The sequence below is a fragment of the Paraburkholderia rhynchosiae genome, assembly GCF_002879865.1.
GTDB classification, from domain to species: domain Bacteria; phylum Pseudomonadota; class Gammaproteobacteria; order Burkholderiales; family Burkholderiaceae; genus Paraburkholderia; species Paraburkholderia rhynchosiae.
In genome coordinates, this window is the sequence record NZ_PNXY01000002.1 from 293,076 (window position 1) to 310,159 (window position 17,084).

Annotated in this window: 16 protein-coding genes and 2 pseudogenes; 1 reads left to right on the plus strand and 17 read right to left on the minus strand. The window is 58.0% G+C overall.

Annotated elements, in window-relative coordinates; genetic code table 11:
* Positions 1-100: 100 nt before the first annotated feature.
* The 8 genes from C0Z16_RS39530 to C0Z16_RS03655 all read right to left on the minus strand — a co-directional run bounded on the left by C0Z16_RS39530 (position 101) and on the right by C0Z16_RS03655 (position 9,111).
* A complete protein-coding gene (locus C0Z16_RS39530; RefSeq protein WP_102631002.1) occupies positions 101-217 on the minus strand; it encodes a helix-turn-helix domain-containing protein in 117 nt (38 codons plus the stop codon).
* Between the two features lie 79 nt (positions 218-296).
* Entirely contained in the window at positions 297-509 is a 213-nt protein-coding gene (locus tag C0Z16_RS39300; protein WP_279635049.1) for a hypothetical protein, read from the minus strand.
* Entirely contained in the window at positions 482-769 is a 288-nt protein-coding gene (locus tag C0Z16_RS03630) for a cytochrome-c peroxidase (RefSeq protein WP_279635047.1), read from the minus strand. Before C0Z16_RS03630 ends, C0Z16_RS39300 begins: the two co-directional genes overlap by 28 nt.
* A gap of 239 nt (positions 770-1,008) precedes the next feature.
* The gene (locus tag C0Z16_RS03635; RefSeq protein ID WP_102630841.1) at positions 1,009-2,307 is read right to left on the minus strand and encodes a cytochrome P450; all 1,299 of its coding nucleotides are present in this window, start codon (positions 2,305-2,307) and stop codon (positions 1,009-1,011) included.
* Positions 2,308-4,028: 1,721 nt separating this feature from the next.
* The gene (locus C0Z16_RS37310; protein ID WP_146014272.1) at positions 4,029-4,328 is read right to left on the minus strand and encodes a hypothetical protein; all 300 of its coding nucleotides are present in this window, start codon (positions 4,326-4,328) and stop codon (positions 4,029-4,031) included.
* Positions 4,329-4,542: 214 nt separating this feature from the next.
* Entirely contained in the window at positions 4,543-6,264 is a 1,722-nt protein-coding gene (gene nodU, locus C0Z16_RS03645; protein ID WP_102630842.1) for a nodulation protein NodU, read from the minus strand.
* Positions 6,265-6,277: 13 nt separating this feature from the next.
* Positions 6,278-6,907, minus strand: coding sequence for a nodulation methyltransferase NodS (nodS, locus tag C0Z16_RS03650; protein ID WP_102630843.1), 630 nt, complete (start codon positions 6,905-6,907; stop codon positions 6,278-6,280).
* A 167-nt stretch (positions 6,908-7,074) separates the two neighbouring features.
* Positions 7,075-9,111 carry a carbamoyltransferase family protein gene (locus C0Z16_RS03655; RefSeq protein WP_102630844.1) on the minus strand — a complete coding sequence of 679 codons (2,037 nt, stop codon included), beginning with the start codon at positions 9,109-9,111 and terminating at the stop codon, positions 7,075-7,077.
* A 513-nt stretch (positions 9,112-9,624) separates the two neighbouring features.
* On the opposite strand from C0Z16_RS03655, the pseudogene C0Z16_RS03665 reads away from it, so the two are divergent.
* Positions 9,625-10,023 (plus strand): annotated as a pseudogene (locus tag C0Z16_RS03665) (LysR family transcriptional regulator); the annotation flags it as partial.
* A gap of 379 nt (positions 10,024-10,402) precedes the next feature.
* Here the strand turns inward: C0Z16_RS03665 and C0Z16_RS03675 are convergent.
* The 9 genes and pseudogenes from C0Z16_RS03675 to C0Z16_RS03715 form a co-directional block, all read right to left on the minus strand.
* Positions 10,403-10,888 carry a hypothetical protein gene (locus C0Z16_RS03675; RefSeq protein ID WP_102630845.1) on the minus strand — a complete coding sequence of 162 codons (486 nt, stop codon included), beginning with the start codon at positions 10,886-10,888 and terminating at the stop codon, positions 10,403-10,405.
* Between the two features lie 77 nt (positions 10,889-10,965).
* Positions 10,966-11,263: pseudogene (locus C0Z16_RS03680) on the minus strand (ferredoxin family protein).
* Positions 11,260-11,607, minus strand: coding sequence for a nitrogenase-stabilizing/protective protein NifW (locus C0Z16_RS03685; protein WP_102630846.1), 348 nt, complete (start codon positions 11,605-11,607; stop codon positions 11,260-11,262). The pseudogene C0Z16_RS03680 and the gene C0Z16_RS03685 overlap by 4 nt, the downstream one beginning before the upstream one ends.
* A 42-nt stretch (positions 11,608-11,649) precedes the next feature.
* Positions 11,650-12,786: a homocitrate synthase gene (gene nifV / locus C0Z16_RS03690; RefSeq protein WP_102630847.1), complete on the minus strand. Its 1,137-nt coding sequence runs from the start codon at positions 12,784-12,786 to the stop codon at positions 11,650-11,652.
* 249 nt (positions 12,787-13,035) lie between these two features.
* Positions 13,036-13,476 (minus strand): glutamine synthetase, encoded by a 441-nt coding sequence (locus C0Z16_RS03695; protein ID WP_244201147.1) that lies wholly within the window; start codon positions 13,474-13,476, stop codon positions 13,036-13,038.
* Positions 13,477-13,640: 164 nt separating this feature from the next.
* Positions 13,641-14,378 (minus strand): glycosyltransferase family 2 protein, encoded by a 738-nt coding sequence (locus tag C0Z16_RS03700; protein ID WP_244201148.1) that lies wholly within the window; start codon positions 14,376-14,378, stop codon positions 13,641-13,643.
* Between the two features lie 250 nt (positions 14,379-14,628).
* A complete protein-coding gene (gene nodB, locus C0Z16_RS03705; RefSeq protein WP_102630848.1) occupies positions 14,629-15,321 on the minus strand; it encodes a chitooligosaccharide deacetylase NodB in 693 nt (230 codons plus the stop codon).
* Entirely contained in the window at positions 15,318-15,950 is a 633-nt protein-coding gene (locus C0Z16_RS03710) for a NodA family N-acyltransferase (protein WP_102630849.1), read from the minus strand. Before C0Z16_RS03710 ends, nodB begins: the two co-directional genes overlap by 4 nt.
* Complete coding sequence (locus tag C0Z16_RS03715) at positions 15,947-16,594, minus strand: response regulator (RefSeq protein ID WP_146014273.1); 648 nt, start codon at positions 16,592-16,594, stop codon at positions 15,947-15,949. Before C0Z16_RS03715 ends, C0Z16_RS03710 begins: the two co-directional genes overlap by 4 nt.
* Positions 16,595-17,084 lie beyond the last annotated feature (490 nt).

Consider the following 17,084-nt stretch of genomic DNA (forward strand, 5'->3'; position numbering starts at 1 on the left):
CCGTGCCCAAAACCGGCGCTAGCCTCTGACAAAGCGTCCTGCGGTGCTCGCCTGGCAGGCTCCGGGAGCGCCTGAGTGCCGGTTGAGCGAAATGGACCGCCTATACCCGCGACCGCATCGCAGCCTGAAGGTCGCGATAGAGCGATGCCCGACTGATACCGAGAAGTGCGGCTGCCAACGCGCCATGTTGGCCGCAGCGCTCGAGCGCCTCCGCGATAAGTCGTTGCTTCTCGCGCGCGAGTCAGTGGTGCAGATTCACGTCGTCGTCACCAACACGGTGTCAGACGATAAATCGATCAGCGTCCTAGCCGGACGATGCCGGTAACACAACTTTTTCTGTCATCAGCAGCCTGAGCAACACTCCTTCGAGCTGTCGAACATTGTCCGGAGTCGTATTCGGCGACCGCGTCTGCGATGTTCTCGCCCGACCAACCGTCCAGGTACATCCGCAAGAACTGTTGCGTCAGCGATGAGTCCTGTTTCAGCTTATCGATGAGATCGCATTCCATGACGTGGACGCCATTTCGACCGGATTCAGCGGTGGGCCGCCGGCCTGTTCCTGCAGCATGGCGGCGCGACTGTCCCACAAGTGCTTGCGGTTGGGTGCCGAGCTGAACACTGTCGGTGCGTTGACTGCACCCAACTGGCCTCCCACGCCGGACGAAACCTTGTTTCCATCTACGCCACCGATCGGTAGCGTGTGGCAGCTCGCACACGATATCGTGTTGTCCGCCGATAGTCTGACATCGTTGAAAAGCTGCGGCCGCACAGCATGGCGATTTCGGCCAGCAGTACGTCAGCCAGCCGGAGGCAGCGCAGTGTACGGTCGCACTCGGGAAGCCGCCAAAACCCTCGCCGCATGCAGAGGTGCGGAAAGAGGACGCTCGGTTCGTCGTCAAGCCTGAGCTCAAATGCGGCTTCATGCCGGGACCCGTACGTAGGCGCCTGGTAACTTCCGCAGTGAAGGCGGAGCCTCAAGGGTTCACTCCAACTACAGACTCCGGTGGGTCAATGCGGATGCAGCACGCAACGAACTGGAAGATGCTTCGGGCCGCTCACGAAGCTGGACGCAACGAATTCGATTTCTCCCGCCGGCTCAATAAGCCGCAACCTCGGGACCAGTTCCTCAAACAGGATGCGCATTTCCATGTTCGCGAGATGCTGACCCGGGCACACGTGGGCGCCGACGCCGAAAGCGAGATGCCTGTTCGGTTTGCGGTCGATATCGAATGCGAACGGCTCAGGGAAGACTTCCTCGTCACGATTTGCCGAGCCATAGCAGAGCATCAGCCAGTCGCCCTTTCGGATTGTCCGGCCCCGAACGTTGGTGTCGGCAGTCGCTGTACGCATGAAATGACGCACCGGCGATGCGTAGCGAAGGGTTTCGTCGATAAACTGCGGAATCAGCGAACGATCCGCCTGTAGTCGCGGCAGTAGCTTAGGGAAACGGCTCAACGCCCACATTGCTACCGATATGGACGACGAAACCGTATCGTGTCCTGCTGAGGCGATGATCACATAATAGCCAAGACGGGTCGCTTCATCGATAGGCTGTCCGTTGATCACCGCGTTGGCCAGCAAGCTTGCGATATCGTTACGTGGATTCTTTCGGCGGTCTTCGGTCAGGCGGTCGAAATAATCCTTGAAGTCGGCCACAATGGACAGCAAAGCCTTGCCCATCGCACTGCTCGCATCGCCTTGGCGCTGCACTTCGCGCTTGTATTCGGGATCCTCGCTTCCGAACATCTCCTGAGTCAGCGTCAGCATGTGCAGGGAATCTTCCTGCGGAACGCCGAGAATATCCATGATCACGCTCAGTGGGAAATGCAATGCAAAGTCATTCGCAACATCGATCACTTGCCCGCTGTGATGCAACAGCTTCGCGATCGTTATATTTGCCAGCGATCGAATGCGGTCGTCAAGCTCCAGAATGCTGTTAGGCATGAACCACGACTGTGTCAGCGCACGTAGACTCCTGTGCTCGTCGCCGTCGACGTGCACGAGTGATCGGACGATGTTTGGACTACCAGTGGTGGAAATTACATGCTCAATCGACGCTCTTGGCCTGCAGACGACAGAATAGTCGCCGTTGTGAAACAAGGCGTTTTCTCTTGAAATCATGGAAACGTCGGCGTGTTTCGTGACCACCCAGAACGGATCATGTCCATCGGCCAATGCGCGCCCGACAGGGTTGTTTGCACGCGCCCAACTATAGGTTTCATGGAGGCGATTGAGGTCGGTATAGAACTGCGGATCAACCAAATGGTTTGCTATGTCTTTCGGCAGGTCGTAATTTGGCATGCTCATGATATTGATAGTCCGGTTTGTTGGTGGGCGGGCGGCACGATCTAGGCAAGAGAAGGGCGCCTCTTCCCGTCCCATTCCGCTATTGGGCTCTCCGCGGACTCAATGACTGGTCTCGACTTTGACGGTCGATCGCTCGCGTGTACTGAGACCCTTTCCACGGGCTTTGAAGTAGCATTCATGTATAGAGCTTCCTGTCGTCCGATATCTGCAAACTGGTCTCCCGTTGGCGCAGGCACTGCAGCGTTCGCAACGGTAATGTTGTGTGTGAACTAGCGTGACGGACGTCGATATCCGCCCGTCGTATTCCTTCATACTATTCGCTGTCTCCCTGTGTAGCCTTAATCTAGGTCAATTCTTGTTGTTAAGTGATCACTCAGGTGGTCCTTGAGGGCTACTGTTTGTCGGGCCAGTGCGCAACAATCCCGCGGCGTCATAGTTGTCGCCTCTGTATTTCTTTATCAAGAAAAGTTGAAGGCGAAACAGAGGTATTTTGTCGAGTTCAGGAAGCAGGCGCTCTCGAAAGTCCTCCAGCGGGGCAACGGAACGGTTGGAACTGTAGCGGACGAATTGAACGTGAACGTTTTGACATTGACGAAACGGATGGGAGGTGCGGCCAACGCGAACCGGAGCTCGGGTTCGGGGCATGCAAAGCGTCTGGATGACTGGTCGCTGGAGTAACGGCTGATGGCCTTGCAGGAGAACCACGGGTTGGTCGACGAAGCGTTGAAGGGCTGGTGTCGTGAGCGCGGGCTGTTTGCGCATCATCTCGCGCAGTGGCGAGCGGATCTTTCGCACTGTCAGCGCCGCCGGTAGCCGGCGCGAAAGCGCCCCGGAAGTACGGGGTCTCACGCAGGCCAATGTCAGCTTCAGCGTGAGCTGAACCGTAAGGAGATGGCGCTGGCTGAAGCCGCAGCGCTACTGGTGTTGCAAATAAAGTACCGTGCGCTGTTCGAGCGCGAGGCCGAATGACGACTCCTGAAGAGCGCACGGCATTGATCAGCGAGGCGACCCTAGCCGGGGCTCGCCAGGCAGACGCGTGCAACATTCTGCGGATTGGTCGTGCCCGGACAGTTCAGCGCTGGCGACGCGGCAAACCTGACGCGGTGGACGGGCGCTCCTTACGGCACCACGAGCCATGTCCCACAAGCTTTCTGCCGACGAACGCGCCGAGTTGCTGGTGGTCGCGAACTCGGCCGAATTGGTTCATCTGCCGCCAGGCCAGATCGCGCCGCGACTGGCAGACCAGCAACGCTATCGCCTCCGAATCGACGTTCTACCGGATACCGAAGGCCGAGAAACAACTCGCCCTCCGGCGCAGCGAACGGCCGTCGCACACACGCAGCAAACCCGGTTCGGTTCGCGCCGACGCGCCGAAGCAGTTGCATTCCTGCGATTACGTATTTGCCGACGACGATCCGTGGGCAGTACTTTTATCTGTACCTGTTTATGGATGTATTCAGTCGCAAGATCGTGGGTTGACAGATCTGTGCGGAGGAAAGCAGCGCGCTGGCCAGCGTGGTTCTCAGGGACCTCTGCCCGCGTGAAGCGATACAGCCTGACCGGGTGATTCTGCATTCGGATAACGGCGGCCCGATGAAAGGCGCCGCGATGCTCGCCACACTCCAGACGCTGGGTGTCATGCCGTCGTTGAGTCGCCCGGGCGTGCGCAACGACAACCCCTGTTCCGAGTCGCTGTTCAAGCCCCTAAAGTACCGGCCCGCTTACCCGCAAGGCGTTCGATACCCGTTCGCCGCGCGCAGCTGGTGGGCGCACTGGTGTGCGAGTACATCGACGAACATCGTCACAGCGCGATCCAGTTCGTGACGCCGCCGCAGCGTCATGCCAACCTTGATCCAGACATTCTGGATCGGCGCATGGCGCTCTTCAAGACTGCCAGGCAACGCAATCCGCTGCGATGAAAAGGTCGCACGCGCAACTGGCAGCACGTAAGTGCTGTGCTTCTGAACCCGGATCGAACCAACAACCTGCCAGGCACTCCCCAGCGCGATAAGCAGGAGCAAATGGCCGTCCGAACCCTAAACGTTGAGGCGACAACTACGTTGAAAATTCCAGAAGATGGCATCGAGGTTTCGTGGGTCGATGAGCAACCTCCGCCCGGGATAAGTGCTTGCGAAAATCGAGCCAGGGGCGGCCTGCTGATCGTCTTCGGACCGTAGCGATAGAGCGAGCGGCCGGGACGATTGACCGCGTCGTACTGACCACTGGGCAGCAACGTCAGCAATCTTTGAACGGCGACGTAGCGAAAGGTGTTTCGTCGACTGACGGCGACAGACCAGTCCTGATCAGTAACAAACCATCGCACCACACACGTTCGACGCGTCCCCACGAACAGGCTGAAGCAGCGTCCGGGAAGAAACCTCGTCCGTGATAGTTGGCGCTCGTGTTGCAGAGCAACGGAATACCCGTCAGCTTTTCGTACTCGATCAGAAGTTGCGCCACCGGATGCTCGGAAGTTCTTGAAATAGTCTGCAATCGGGCTGATCCGTCAAGATGCACGACGGCAGGGATTTTCTCTCGCCATTCCGCGCGCGTCTGATGATCGAACAACATATAGGAATCAGGGCTGCCCGGGTTAAAAAGGTCCGGCGCACGATCCTCAAGGCAAATTGGCGCCACGGGACGGAAGTGCTCTCGAAACTTGATGTCGTTGAGATGATCCTTCATTGTGGGCAAAGTCGCGGCGGCCAGAATGCTTCGGCCCCCCAATGCTCGTGGTCCGAGCTCGGCCCGGCCGGCAAGGAAAACGACGGGCTTGCTACTGGCGAGTATGCCGGCGAGTTCTGCAATGGAGCAATTAGACGCCGTCCATCCGGGCGGTACTTGGCAACTTTTTAAGGCCGGTCCGCTATATACCGACCACTCCAGTGGCACGAAGCCCTTCTCATCTGCCAGCGCGCAACAAGCGGCGCCAATTGCCGACCCGCTATCGTTGGGAAACGGCGGCACCCAGATTGCGTCGAACAAACCGCTCGCGCGCAGGGCGCTGTTCCATTTGATATTGAGCCCGCATCCGCCAGCGATGCACAAATTTTTCGGCCCCGCAGTCGAATGGCGCTGCAGCGCGATACCCGTTTCATGAACGAGAAGACGCTCGAGGAAAACATGGAACGAGGCGAGTACGTCTTCGGGCGGCTTGGCTTCTAGTCGCAGCGCACTTGCTTCGAAGAACTCTCCTACAGCCGCTAGTGACGCGTCCGCGCTGTGGATGTTCTCGCGATAAGCTTGCGCACACTCCGTGTCGCCAGCAAAGCGTGCCTGATAAAGCCCGCGAAATATCTCAACGATATCTTCGTCAACGGAGCCCAGCGCGATGTAAGCCATCAGCTTGCCGGCCACACCCAAATCCCACCCGGCGCCGCCCGGCTTCTTATAAGGACCAAAGTGATGACCCGCCGCAGCGTAGATGTGACCTATCACGGGGAACAGGCAGTCAACATGGCGGGCGTGGTGGCGTTCTACATGATAAAGGCGTGGGACGATGCCACCGTCCCACACCAAACAGAATGCAGGTTGCCCGCTTTGGGCAAAGGGACTGGTGCAGTACGCGGAGGCCACATGGCCAGACACGTGAGGATAGCTTTTATAAGGAAAGGACTGGCCGCCGACAAGCAGTCCGGAGCCGTCGAGCGAAGCGAGAAGATCATCGGCTCGGCGTTCGGCATAAGGGGCCCCTTTCAGGCTGACGGGAATCGACCCACTGACGACGCGAAATTGCGACTCGACTGCCCCGTCCCAGCCGTCGATGACAAACTGGTCGATATCGTGGGCACGGAAACCATGCTCGGCCAATGCGGTCGCGATCGCGTCGAGGTCGTCGATCGCCTGATACCGCGGATTGTTGTCTCGCTTTTCCTGCTCCACGCAAAAAACCAGTTTTCCATCCTCGACAAGGGCGATCGCTCCGTCGTGCGTCAGTTTGATCCCACAGATGCGCATAATATCTCCCGGCCTAACGCTGGTAAGTTGGTCCACACGAAGGCGAAGTCGCGCTCCGAAAGCAGGCGAGCAGACAGTCTTCATTCAACGACTGACCGACGCACCTCAAACGATCGATTTCAACCAACTCTTCTTCCAGGATGGCTATGACCGTCTCGGCTCCGGCAATGTGGCCCCATCGCCGGCAATTGGCGTCACGTGCCGATCCGAAAACCAGCTGTCCACCGGGCGCAAGCATCCGTGCTAAATTGCGAACAGCGGCGCGCACCTCGGCGCTACCGTCGAGGTAATAGAGAACCTCCGCCACTACGACCAGATCGAACTGTTGCTCAGTCGAAAAATTCTGGACATCGGCGACGATCCAATTGATGTGTGGTGGACTCATCATCCGTTCTCGCGTCCTTGCAATTGCGCGTGGCACGATATCGATTACGGTGAGCCGTTGGCAGTGTGGTGCCAATTTTTCCGTGAAGGCTCCGCCTGCGCATCCGACTTCGAGCGCATTTGTGACGGGTCCCTGCGAAAGTGCCATCCGAAGCATTTGCCTGTGGCGCTCGTGCTCAAAGGGATTGCTGTCGAGCCGCCATGGATCGTCTGCGTCCATTTCCCTGCGCAGCAATTCGAAGTTCGTTTGATGTGTCAATTCCGCCTACCTTTATGGTGCGCCGCTGCAAGTGTCCGGACCATCGGCCGGGATTGGTGCTCCGTTGGAAACCGGTGTGTTGGTACAAGAACTGCACGGCGGCCAAACGCTATCGTTTAACGTTCTAGAAGAATAGCTCGCTAGTGCCGTTACCTCGCTTCAGACCTTCAGTCACTCATTGGAAGGGCGTCGTTACCGTTACAACGCCGTGATGGATGTAGCCGAACCCGACGCTGTTCCCACAATCCGCGCAGCTCCTTAACGAGGGCTACACGTCGAGTCTGCTCAGGCGTAATCGTATCGAGAAGATGGCCGAGCACGGCTTCACCTTCGATCCTCATCAGCAGATCGAACAACTCGTGTGAAATCCGCACACTGTCACAGTTGGAGCCGCCGGTGCGAATTTCGCATACCGTCTCCTGACGATCCAGCGCGGTGTGAGCGCGGACTCGATAGAGCGATGCATAGGGCGGCAGTGAAACCGCAAGCGCAGTCCAATGTTCCTGACTTGTGGGCCGCTTTTTGACGAGGAACGGCCCGACCACGAGTCCATCCAGCTCTGTCGTCAGAAATGTGGCAATCGCGTCTGCAACCGAATCTACGATCGGCTCAGCGTTGTTATTAAAGGAAGTATTGAGCAGGATTGGGATTCCTGTGCGCCTCTTGAACGCATTGATAACCTCCCAGTAGGCGGGATTGGTCTTGCGCGATACTGTTTGCAGCCGCGCTGTACCGTCAATGTGCGTGACGGCGCCGAGCAAGGCACGCTTGGAGTCGCGAACGCGAACTACAAAATTCATAAAAGGGAATTCGCGGGTGCCCTCTGGAAGGTCAAAAAATTCGTGTGCATCGTCCTCGAGCACGGATGGCGCGAACGGTCGATAACCCTCGCGCTTCTTGACCATGGCGTTGATTCGGTCCTTGTTTGCGGCCGGCCTGGGATCGGCAAGAATGCTGCGGTTGCCAAGCGCGCGTGGCCCGAACTCCGACCGACCCTGCACCCACCCGATCACGGCGCCATTGGCCATCCAGTCCGCCGCTCTGCCTGCCACGTCATCACTGCGTTCAACGTCGAGGTGTCCGGCCCACGCCTTCAATTCTTGCTCCACGACCAGATCGCTCCCAAGGTCGGGCCCCCAATAGACCTCCCGCAATCGCTCACGCGGCGCGGGCCGACCGAAGTCGTTTGAAATCATGAGGGCGGCGCCTAAAGCGCAACCGGCGTCATGCGCTGCGGGCTGCACAAAGATGTCTTCGAAAAGTCCGGAATACAGCAGCTTACCGTTCATGGTGCAGTTATGAGCTACTCCTCCGGCTATACACAGTCGCTTCATACCGGTGACCTCGCGATAATGGCGGAGAATGTGAAACACGATCCGCTCCAGCGCTTCCTGCAATGAAGCACCCACATCCCGATGCTGCTGTGTGAATGGCATTCCCTTTCGGCGGACCTCGATGCTGCGGAGCAACGTCGGACCGATGCGGTCCAGGTAGACGCGGTACTCACCGTTGGCGGAGAGTTGATAGAACTGCTCGAAGAGCCCGCGATAGGGAGCGGGATCCCCATAAGGTGCAAGCCCCATGACCTTGTATTCGTCGAACAAGCCGTAACCGAGATACCGGATTGTTTCGAGATAAAACAGCCCCAAAGAATTATGCTCTGCGAAAGTCGCGAGTTGCGTAACTTCTGTTCCAGAACCGAGCGCCAAAATCCCCGAGAGGAAATCACCACCGCCATCGACCGCGAGGATCAGACTTTGCTCAAATCCAGACATCGCAAACGCGCTCACGGCATGCGCGAGATGGTGACTCACGAATGAGACTCGCGAAGGATCGACCTCGGTACCGAATTCCTGCATGAGTAACTTAAGCAGAAACAGCTTGGCATCCACCGGAATGGAGATGTTCGGCTGGGACAGGAACAGGCGTTCGAGCATGACGTTGCAATAGGCCTCCGTAGCGTAGAACGCTATGTGGTCGATGTCGCTTAGCTGAATCCCTGCGGATGCAAGGCAGTATTGAATCGAACTGCTCGGGAACTTGTTAGAGTGCTTGATCCGGTTGAGGCGCTCCTCTTCGACGGCCGCTATTACGCGTCCGTCCCGGATAAGCACCGCAGCGCCATCGTGCAGAAATGTGTTCGGCAGTTCGAGTGGATTTTCATGAACTTTGTCTAGCCCGCCGCTCACTCCTAAGCACAGCATGTCTCTCTCCTTCATCGTAGTAGGAAGGCCCTATTGACAAGACTCAAACCCTTATCATCTAAGTAAGGTGGGTTATCGCTCGCCGCTGCTAACGCCTGTCAGACGTCGCCACGCCCAGAAAATCTCGCGTAGGTTCCATCTGCAAATGGCGCCGCAGTTCATGAGCATTCTGTACCGTTTGGTTCAGTGGTCGCGTTTCCTGGTACTGAACGATGGCGCGACCAAAAAGCTGAAGTGTTGGAGCCTCAAGGAAATCCCAAATCATTGGCGAGCATGCGACGGGTCCGCGAAGACTCCCGATGCATGTGATTGATCGACAACTCCTGCAACGTCATTTCCTCGGCTTCGCTCAGTTCTACGACACACTTCATCCGCTACCGCCGGCACCGCGAAGGCGCCAGCAGGTTGGCGAAATTCAATCGGGTGTGCCAGGAACACTATGCTCCATGCTGTACAATTCGTAAAATCGATTGTTTTGATGGAACACATCCACGCTATGGATAAGCTGGGATCATGCGTTTCAAGGGCCTCGATCTAAATCTCCTCGTCGCGCTCGATGCTCTGATGACCGAGCGTAACCTCACCGCGGCGGCACGCAGCATCAACCTGAGCCAGCCGGCGATGAGCGTGGCCGTCGCCCGGCTGCGCGCCTATTTCTGCGATGAACTATTTACGATGAGGGGCCGGGAACTTGTCCCAACACCGCGTGCGGAAGGGCTCGCCGCCCCGATCCGCGAGGCTCTGGTGCACATCCAGCTCTCCGTTATTTCCCGGGACGTCTTCGACCCGGCCAAATCGGATCGCCGCTTCAGGATCATCCTTTCCGATTTCATGGCAGTCGTATTTTTCCGAACGATCGTGGAGCGTATTGCACGGGAAGCTCCCGCCGTGGGCTTCGAATTGCTACCACTTCCGATGACCCCGATGAGTTTACAAAGCACTGCAGGATCGGGCTGCATCGACCGGCTGTCGCCAATCGGTTTCCACGGCTCGCTGAAAAAACGTCCACGGCATGAAGTCGAGAAAACTCCTCTACAATCAGGTGTGCGAGCGCGAGGCGTTGATTATCTGCAAGGCTTCAAACTGTGGCGATTTCGCGGTTTGCTTCGGGCCAGAATGAAGATCTGGCTGGTCCAGGTAGCCCAGCGTGCCCACCCGGCGAAGTGTGCGGCGAGCGTCAGCTTTGACTAATGAAGCGATACTGAAACGATCGCCATGAACTGCAGTGGAGTTTTGCCATAGCCGTGCCGGGGAGATAGCGTCAATCAGTCAGTTGACCTTCCGGCGGCGATTATCGGGACGCGGACTGTGCGAGCAAGACTTCCACGACGTCCAAGCCTACGCAATCGATCGGGTCCAGCCTGCGCAGCTTGGCGATCAGCTTCAATGCAACGGCGCGCTCACCGCGCCGCACGCTAATGAACGCAAGCGCCTTCAGTGTGAAGAGCCAGAAGCGGCCCGGACCAGGAATGGTGAAGTCGGTGTCGCCCGGCTGTACCGCACACCAGTCGCTGTCGAGCGACGCTTGCTGGGCGGCGACCGCCAAAGCCTTGGTCGCGACCTCCTGCGCCTCGCCAAGTTCGCCCCGGTTCGCATGGAACTTATACAGCAGATAGTAGGGTGGCAGGCAGCGCGGGTACGACAGGACCGCAGTCCACAACGCGCCGGCCACATCGTCATTGCTGCCCCCGCGGGTCCTCTCGATCAACTGTAGGACGGGGGCGGGGACGTTGCCGCCGAACAGAGCGGTCGATTCGATACCAGTAATGAGATCCATCAATTTGCTCCGATATGGTGAGGCGTCCGGCCGCTTTTGCGGCGCGCGGAAGCCGATGTGACGATGGATGTGTTTGTCTACCCGAACTTGAGCTGGATGCCATGCCCGCCGCGCGGATACGCCCATTCGAGGTTGTGATGGTCCATGCACAGAATGCGATAACTACGGCATTTTAGGCAGCCGCCGGTAATCAGCTTGACCGAGCCCTTGCTCTCCTTCCGATAACAGGAGACCGGGCACACGAATGTGCAGTTTTTTGGGAACAGTCGTTGGTGCAGACTTCGAGGATTTTGATGTGTACGTGCGTCGCCCGACGTCCACGCTGTAGAGGTTGTGAAACAGGTTTTCCTCGATATTGACAGTGACCGTTTTCATCGGAATGCTCTCCGAACTTGTACGTCGCCAACCAGCCCGGTCAGCGAGCGACTTTTGCGGAGACTGGCCGTGACCTCGTGCTTTTTGGTCTTCTCTTTCTGCTCCGCGGGCGTGGGTACAATGAAGTGGTTGTCGGCCTTCTGCAGTAAGCATCGATAGACGGCGAGCACGGCCGTCGCGTTGTTACACGGCAGTTCTTTCTGTTGCTCGACGTGCTGAAAGAAGCGCTTGAGGGTGTGCAGGTGGCTCACGTTCACCACTTTCTCGTCGAGTGCGATGTCGAAGAATCGCGGGCAATCCTCGGCCGACGACAGACGACGCAGTTGTTCGATAACTTTTTGCATGTCGTTATTTCTATTCGAGATGTCTGGCCGCCATAACCCCGTTCACGACACTTTCAACCGCGTGCTGCGGGTTTGGGTCAGGAAACGGCGCAAATCGCCCGCACTCGGCGCCTGCTTGTGCTGCGTGGCGAAGGAGCGGATGCGCGCAAGCAGCAGCGGGATGAGCCGCTCCGGCACCCTCACGCCTAGAGCGTCGTAGGCCTCACGCACACTTTGAGATCCAGAATGTTTCCCGAGTATCGTCGACCGTTGCCGGCCGAGCTCTGCCGGATCGAATCCCTCGTAGGTCGCGGGGTGCTCCGCGAGGCCGTCAGTGTGAATGCCTGACTCGTGGGTAAAGATGTTCCTACCGATGATGCTCTTGTTGAATGAAACTACGCGGCCTGAGGCTTGTTCGACCAGCGACGAAATGTCGGGCAGCGCTCTCGTGTCGACGCCGGTGTCTCGTCGCAGCAGGTGCCGTGCGCCCATCACGACTTCTTCCAGCGCTGCATTGCCGGCGCGCTCGCCCAGCCCGTTAACGGTGGTGCTTGCATGGGTCGCGCCGGCCCCAAGGGCGGCCAATGTGTTGGCTGTGGCGAGTCCGAGGTCGTCGTGCGCATGAATTTCGATCTCCAGATCGACGGCAACGCGCAGCGCTGCAATGGCGTAGAAGGTCTTAAAGGGGTCCAGGATACCGACAGTGTCGGCAAAGCGCACGCGCTGGGCGCCGTGCTGCTGCGCGCATTGAGCCACTTCTATGAGAAATGAGGGATCCGCGCGCGAGGCGTCTTCCATGCCGAGGGAAATCCTGGGATGGTTTTTCGCCGCCTCGTCGACGACGCGCGCGATCTGCGCCAGTACCCAACTGCGCGACTGCCGCAGCTTGTGTTGCAAATGAATATCCGAAACGGGAACGGAGAGATGAACGATATCGGCATCGCAGCGCAATGCCGCCGTGAGATCCTCGTCGGTGAGTCGCCCCCAAACCATCAGGCGGGCGTCGAGGTTCAGGTCGACGATTGCAGCGATGCACGCCATTTCGTCTTCGCCCATGGCAGGAATTCCGATTTCGAGTTCGGCCACGCCGGCTTGCGACAGTGCGGCGGCGATTGCGCATTTTTCCTCGGTGCGAAACGCGACGCCGGCGGTCTGCTCGCCGTCGCGAAGTGTCGTGTCATTGATGATCGGATAGAGCATGTCAGGGTCTCTTGAGTTGTCGCCGATGGACCGCAAGCATTGTGCCAAACGCGCATCTGCAGTCGGAGCTTAATTTGCGGGACGTTGACCGGCCCAATGTCGGGTTATGGCGGTGCATCATCCGATTGTTCGTGTCGCGAATGTTACGTTCCGGACAATGCAGCCGCCCTGCAGTTGGCTCGATCGGTTCCATCCGCTAGTGGACAGAATGTCGAACTTGTTCGCTTGATGCATACTCAAAACAATTAGTTAAACAAAGCAATGTTGACATAAACCGGTCGAGAGACCCGCCGCGATCAGGGCCGCAAAAGCGATATACGGATTCAGATCCGCACCGCCGACGCGGCACTTCACGCGCACGGCGTCCGAGCCTTCGCCGCGAAGGCGGAAACCGACCGTCCGATTGTCGTGGCGCCATGCGACCCTGGTCGGCACGAACGTACCGAGATGGAATCGCTTGTGGGAGTTGATGTGGGGCACCAGAAAGAGAGTGATGTCCTCCGAATATTTCAGCAGGCCCCCACGGTAAAGGTGCATCAGATTGAGACGTTTTATGTGCAGATGCGGTACAAACGCTTTGCCGTTTTTCTCCAAAGGAGCGCGCAAAATGGATGCGACTGACCCGGCCGTCCCATAGCATCCAAGATAAGTGGCGTGCCCGATCGCTCGTCCCGCTACAAACGCCGTCATATGCCACCACCAGCGTCGAAGAACCGCGCGTGAGATCCGCTCTGCGAAGCGCCACCGCGATTATCGAAAGTACTGTAGCGTCCGGTGCCGCCTTCGGGTTTGAGGTGACGGCCTGTTTCCACTCCCGTGTGGTACGTGGCAGCAGCGCTCCGTGACAGCCAATCCTATTGCTTAATATACATACGCAGTGCATAGGCTTTCAGCGGGAGCAGGAGAAAGAGGTTAATGGGTGTGTGAAGAGAAAAGCCAAGAAATCGAATCTGGCGAGCGCGAACCGATGCCATGCTACGGCGGATCATCGTCAATGATGCGATTGTCAGGGCAGTCCACCACGGCACTGTCGCTGTTAATGCGAGCTGCGCGAGCCCCGCTAGGAGCGATAAGGCGAGAAATAGCGAGCCCAGATTCAGTCCGATCACGTCCGGCGTAAGGTAACGATCGAAACAGGGCAGCAGGCGCAGCGAAAGCAGCGTGTCCCGATAAGTACAGCGCGCCCAGCGCAGTTGTTGGCGCAGATACGCCCCCAATCTGTCGGGAACGACTGTCGCCGCAATGGCGTCCGGAACGTACTCGGTCCGATAACCTGCGGTCAGCATGAGAATCGTGAGATGGCGGTCCTCGCCGAAGTCGCTCGGCTTCCTCCGAAAAAACTGTGTCTCGTACTGATTTAGCAGCAAAAGGGGCGCGGACCGGCGGTACATGGCACATGGACCGCCGCAGCACGTAACGGCACCGAATCGAGCCTGTGCGCGCGCTCTTCGTTGCAAGGCAGCCAGTACTCCATATCGATCAGCCCGGTCAACCAGGTGTCGCTCCGGTTGCTGGCGGTCAACTGGCATTTTCAATGCAAGCTTCGTGACCACGTCTGAGCCGATTATCGTGTCGGAGTCGACGTTGCGCAACAAATCTCCAAGCGAGCGGGCGTATCGCGGCGATCTGTGCCTTGCGCTTCCCATATTTGGGGGAACGCAATCACCCTGAATCTGGAGTTGCGCGTGTACGCATCGTACACCTCGGCCTCACGGCGTCGAGATGAGTGTCGGAGTCGACACGCCGTCCGACAGCGATGACATGTTTGTCGGCTGGGCATAAGGCGCCTAGGTCCATTTATAGACAGTCGAGAGCAGCGCATAAAACGAGACAGGGACAGTGCTAGTTGTGGCAAGCATGTTCATAGGGCGTCTGGTTCGTCCGGTGAGGTTGAGGAAGCGATCGGATTGCAAACCCCCGGTCATGCAATGCTGGAATCATGAGGGACAGCGCCATGAGGGTCTGTTCGCGCAGAGCAGCGTGAGTGCATCGTTCCGACTCATCGGGAGGGGACCCGTCGTGCAAGAGAACAATTGCGCCAGGCCGGACAGAGGCCAGCACTGCGCTGACAATCGCGTCCACGCCGGGACGAGACCAGTCTCGCGGGTCTACCGACCAGTGGAGGGGCGCCAGACCAGTACTCGCTGACGTAGTGAGCACTGCTTCGGTCCACATGCCGTACGGGGCACGCATATACCGCAGCGAAGCCTGGGGGCACGCCATCCTGATGACGCTGCTTGCCGTTAGTATTTCCTGTTGTACTTCGGTGGGTTCGCATCTGGACAGGTCCGGATGAGTCATCGTGTGGTTTGCGACCTCGTGCCCTTCTGCGATCATCCGTCGGATCAGCTTCGGCTGGTCCGCTGCGTACGCACCGATGACGCAGAAAGTCGCTGGCACTCGGTGTTCCGCCAGCACATCGAGGACGTCCGGTGTGCAAAGTGGATTAGGGCCGTCGTCAAACGTCAAATAAACGCTGCGACGCCCGGTGGTGTCAGCGCACTTGCTACGCGCTTCGGATAAGCAGTGCCTCACAGCTCTGGCCCGTTCCGATCAATTATCGTTCCGGTCGGCCACTCGCTCATTGACCGTCCAATCGGTAAGACGACAACGAGTACGTCCTCGATGCGCGTGGGCGGCGTATCGAGATGCACTTCTCGAAGGGTCGACCTCACGCGAACTCCAGACACAATAGTCGCCAGACCGTGTCGGCCGAGCAGCCTTGCAATATGTTGCCGCATTGCGTGTCGAACCGTGCCGAAGCCGAATGGAACGCCTAGTTCCTGCAACACGGGATACATCACGCGCATTAAGTGAGGGATTCCGAGCCCCTCAAGATCCGGACGTACCGCGTACAATCCTAGTTCGGCCACCAGTAGATCGACTGCGCCAACCTTGATGAAACGGCGCAGTATGCCGATATGAGCCGCTACGCCGCGTGCGTCGTAGCCGATTGCACGCACCTCTGGCCTCGCACCAGCCCAACTGTGATTGCCTTCGAATGGTTTTGCGTTAAACGCCCCGGTCGGTCCGTAGGTCTTTCGGAAGAACTCGGACAGTTCGATGTGGTCGACGAGTCGCAACTCGTTTTCCCAAGCCAGCCTCCACCGGACCTGAGAGCGCAGGGAGAGAGGTCCTCCAGCTGTGGACACGGCCAGGTTCATGACTGCCTCCTATGCGCCGTCCGGCCTTTGAGGGTGGACCTGACGCACGCGAAGGACTTGCTGGGAAAGCGGTGCGATTGCAAGAAATCGTCTGCACTCTGGAACAGTTCTGGAATGAAGCCCGAAGAAAAGAGCATTACCGTCAACGTTTCACGGACCGATCGAACCTCATCCACAACGGAAATTACATCGAGTGCGCGTGCCTTTCGCACCGGATCTACAAAAGACTTCTCCCGCATCTTCCGCTCGATCTGACTGCGGTCAACACGTGATCCATTTGGCTGGGTCGCTGAAGCATTTGGCATCTGCAATCGGCTGCTACCGATTCGTCGCGAAGCCACGGCGAAGTCGAGCATTGGTTCAACTGTACGAAGGTAAGCGGCCGATACGGAAACGATTTGGACAACTATGCGAAGGTTTGCCGGTAGTAAACGCCTGCGCGTCATGCCAGACACGTGTCGCGTCGTGTCGGCGCGATCCAGCTTGCCCATGCCGCCGAAGACTGTGGCCGCATTGAACATGCGCCTCAGTTGATGCTCTGCGTACAACCGAGGATTTTTCTCGGAGTCGGGGCAAAGATCGACAACCATCCTGATATGCCTAAATTCCATTTCTCCGGCCCGACGTGTTGCTACAGTATTCATGAGAGCGTCCACGAGAAATTGACCTGAAATTTGGTGCCGTGGCTTCCGAGAACGTTCAGCGAGCTCGGCATCGCCGTTTCCTTCGTGCAGGTGATGAAGCGTCGCCAGTGGTGCTTCATGTTCCCACCGTTATGGCCGCCCGTCGGGCCGTACACGTCGCTGTTGCGCCATGCGTGAGCCAGTCACAGACCGACTGCCCGCTCACGTCGGATTGCTCGGCGATGAGCTTGGGCTTGGTCCTTGTCCGAGCAGCGGCAGGGTCGCGCTTGCGTGCGCGTGTCCCGATGCATGTGTTGATTGACAACTGCTGCAACGTCATTTCCTCGGCTTCGCTCAAGTTCTACGACACACTTCATCCGCTACCGCCGGCACCGCGAAGGCGCCAGCAGGTTGGCGAAATTCAATCGGGTGTGCCAGGAACACTATGCTCCATGCTGTACAATTCGTAAAATCGATTGTTTTGATGGAATACATCCACACTATGGATAAG

Bases quoted from the DNA above. Each gene is read 5' to 3' on its own strand.
- C0Z16_RS03635 (WP_102630841.1), bottom strand. From the start codon at position 2,307: ATGAGCATGCCAAATTACGACCTGCCGAAAGACATAGCAAACCATTTG.
- C0Z16_RS03675 (WP_102630845.1), bottom strand. From the start codon at position 10,888: ATGGATCTCATTACTGGTATCGAATCGACCGCTCTGTTCGGCGGCAAC.
- nifV (WP_102630847.1), bottom strand. From the start codon at position 12,786: ATGCTCTATCCGATCATCAATGACACGACACTTCGCGACGGCGAGCAG.
- C0Z16_RS03685 (WP_102630846.1), bottom strand. From the start codon at position 11,607: ATGCAAAAAGTTATCGAACAACTGCGTCGTCTGTCGTCGGCCGAGGAT.
- nodU (WP_102630842.1), bottom strand. From the start codon at position 6,264: ATGCGCATCTGTGGGATCAAACTGACGCACGACGGAGCGATCGCCCTT.
- C0Z16_RS03695 (WP_244201147.1), bottom strand. From the start codon at position 13,476: ATGACGGCGTTTGTAGCGGGACGAGCGATCGGGCACGCCACTTATCTT.
- C0Z16_RS03655 (WP_102630844.1), bottom strand. From the start codon at position 9,111: ATGCTGTGCTTAGGAGTGAGCGGCGGGCTAGACAAAGTTCATGAAAAT.
- C0Z16_RS39300 (WP_279635049.1), bottom strand. From the start codon at position 509: ATGGAATGCGATCTCATCGATAAGCTGAAACAGGACTCATCGCTGACG.
- C0Z16_RS03710 (WP_102630849.1), bottom strand. From the start codon at position 15,950: ATGAACCTGGCCGTGTCCACAGCTGGAGGACCTCTCTCCCTGCGCTCT.
- C0Z16_RS03715 (WP_146014273.1), bottom strand. From the start codon at position 16,594: ATGAATACTGTAGCAACACGTCGGGCCGGAGAAATGGAATTTAGGCAT.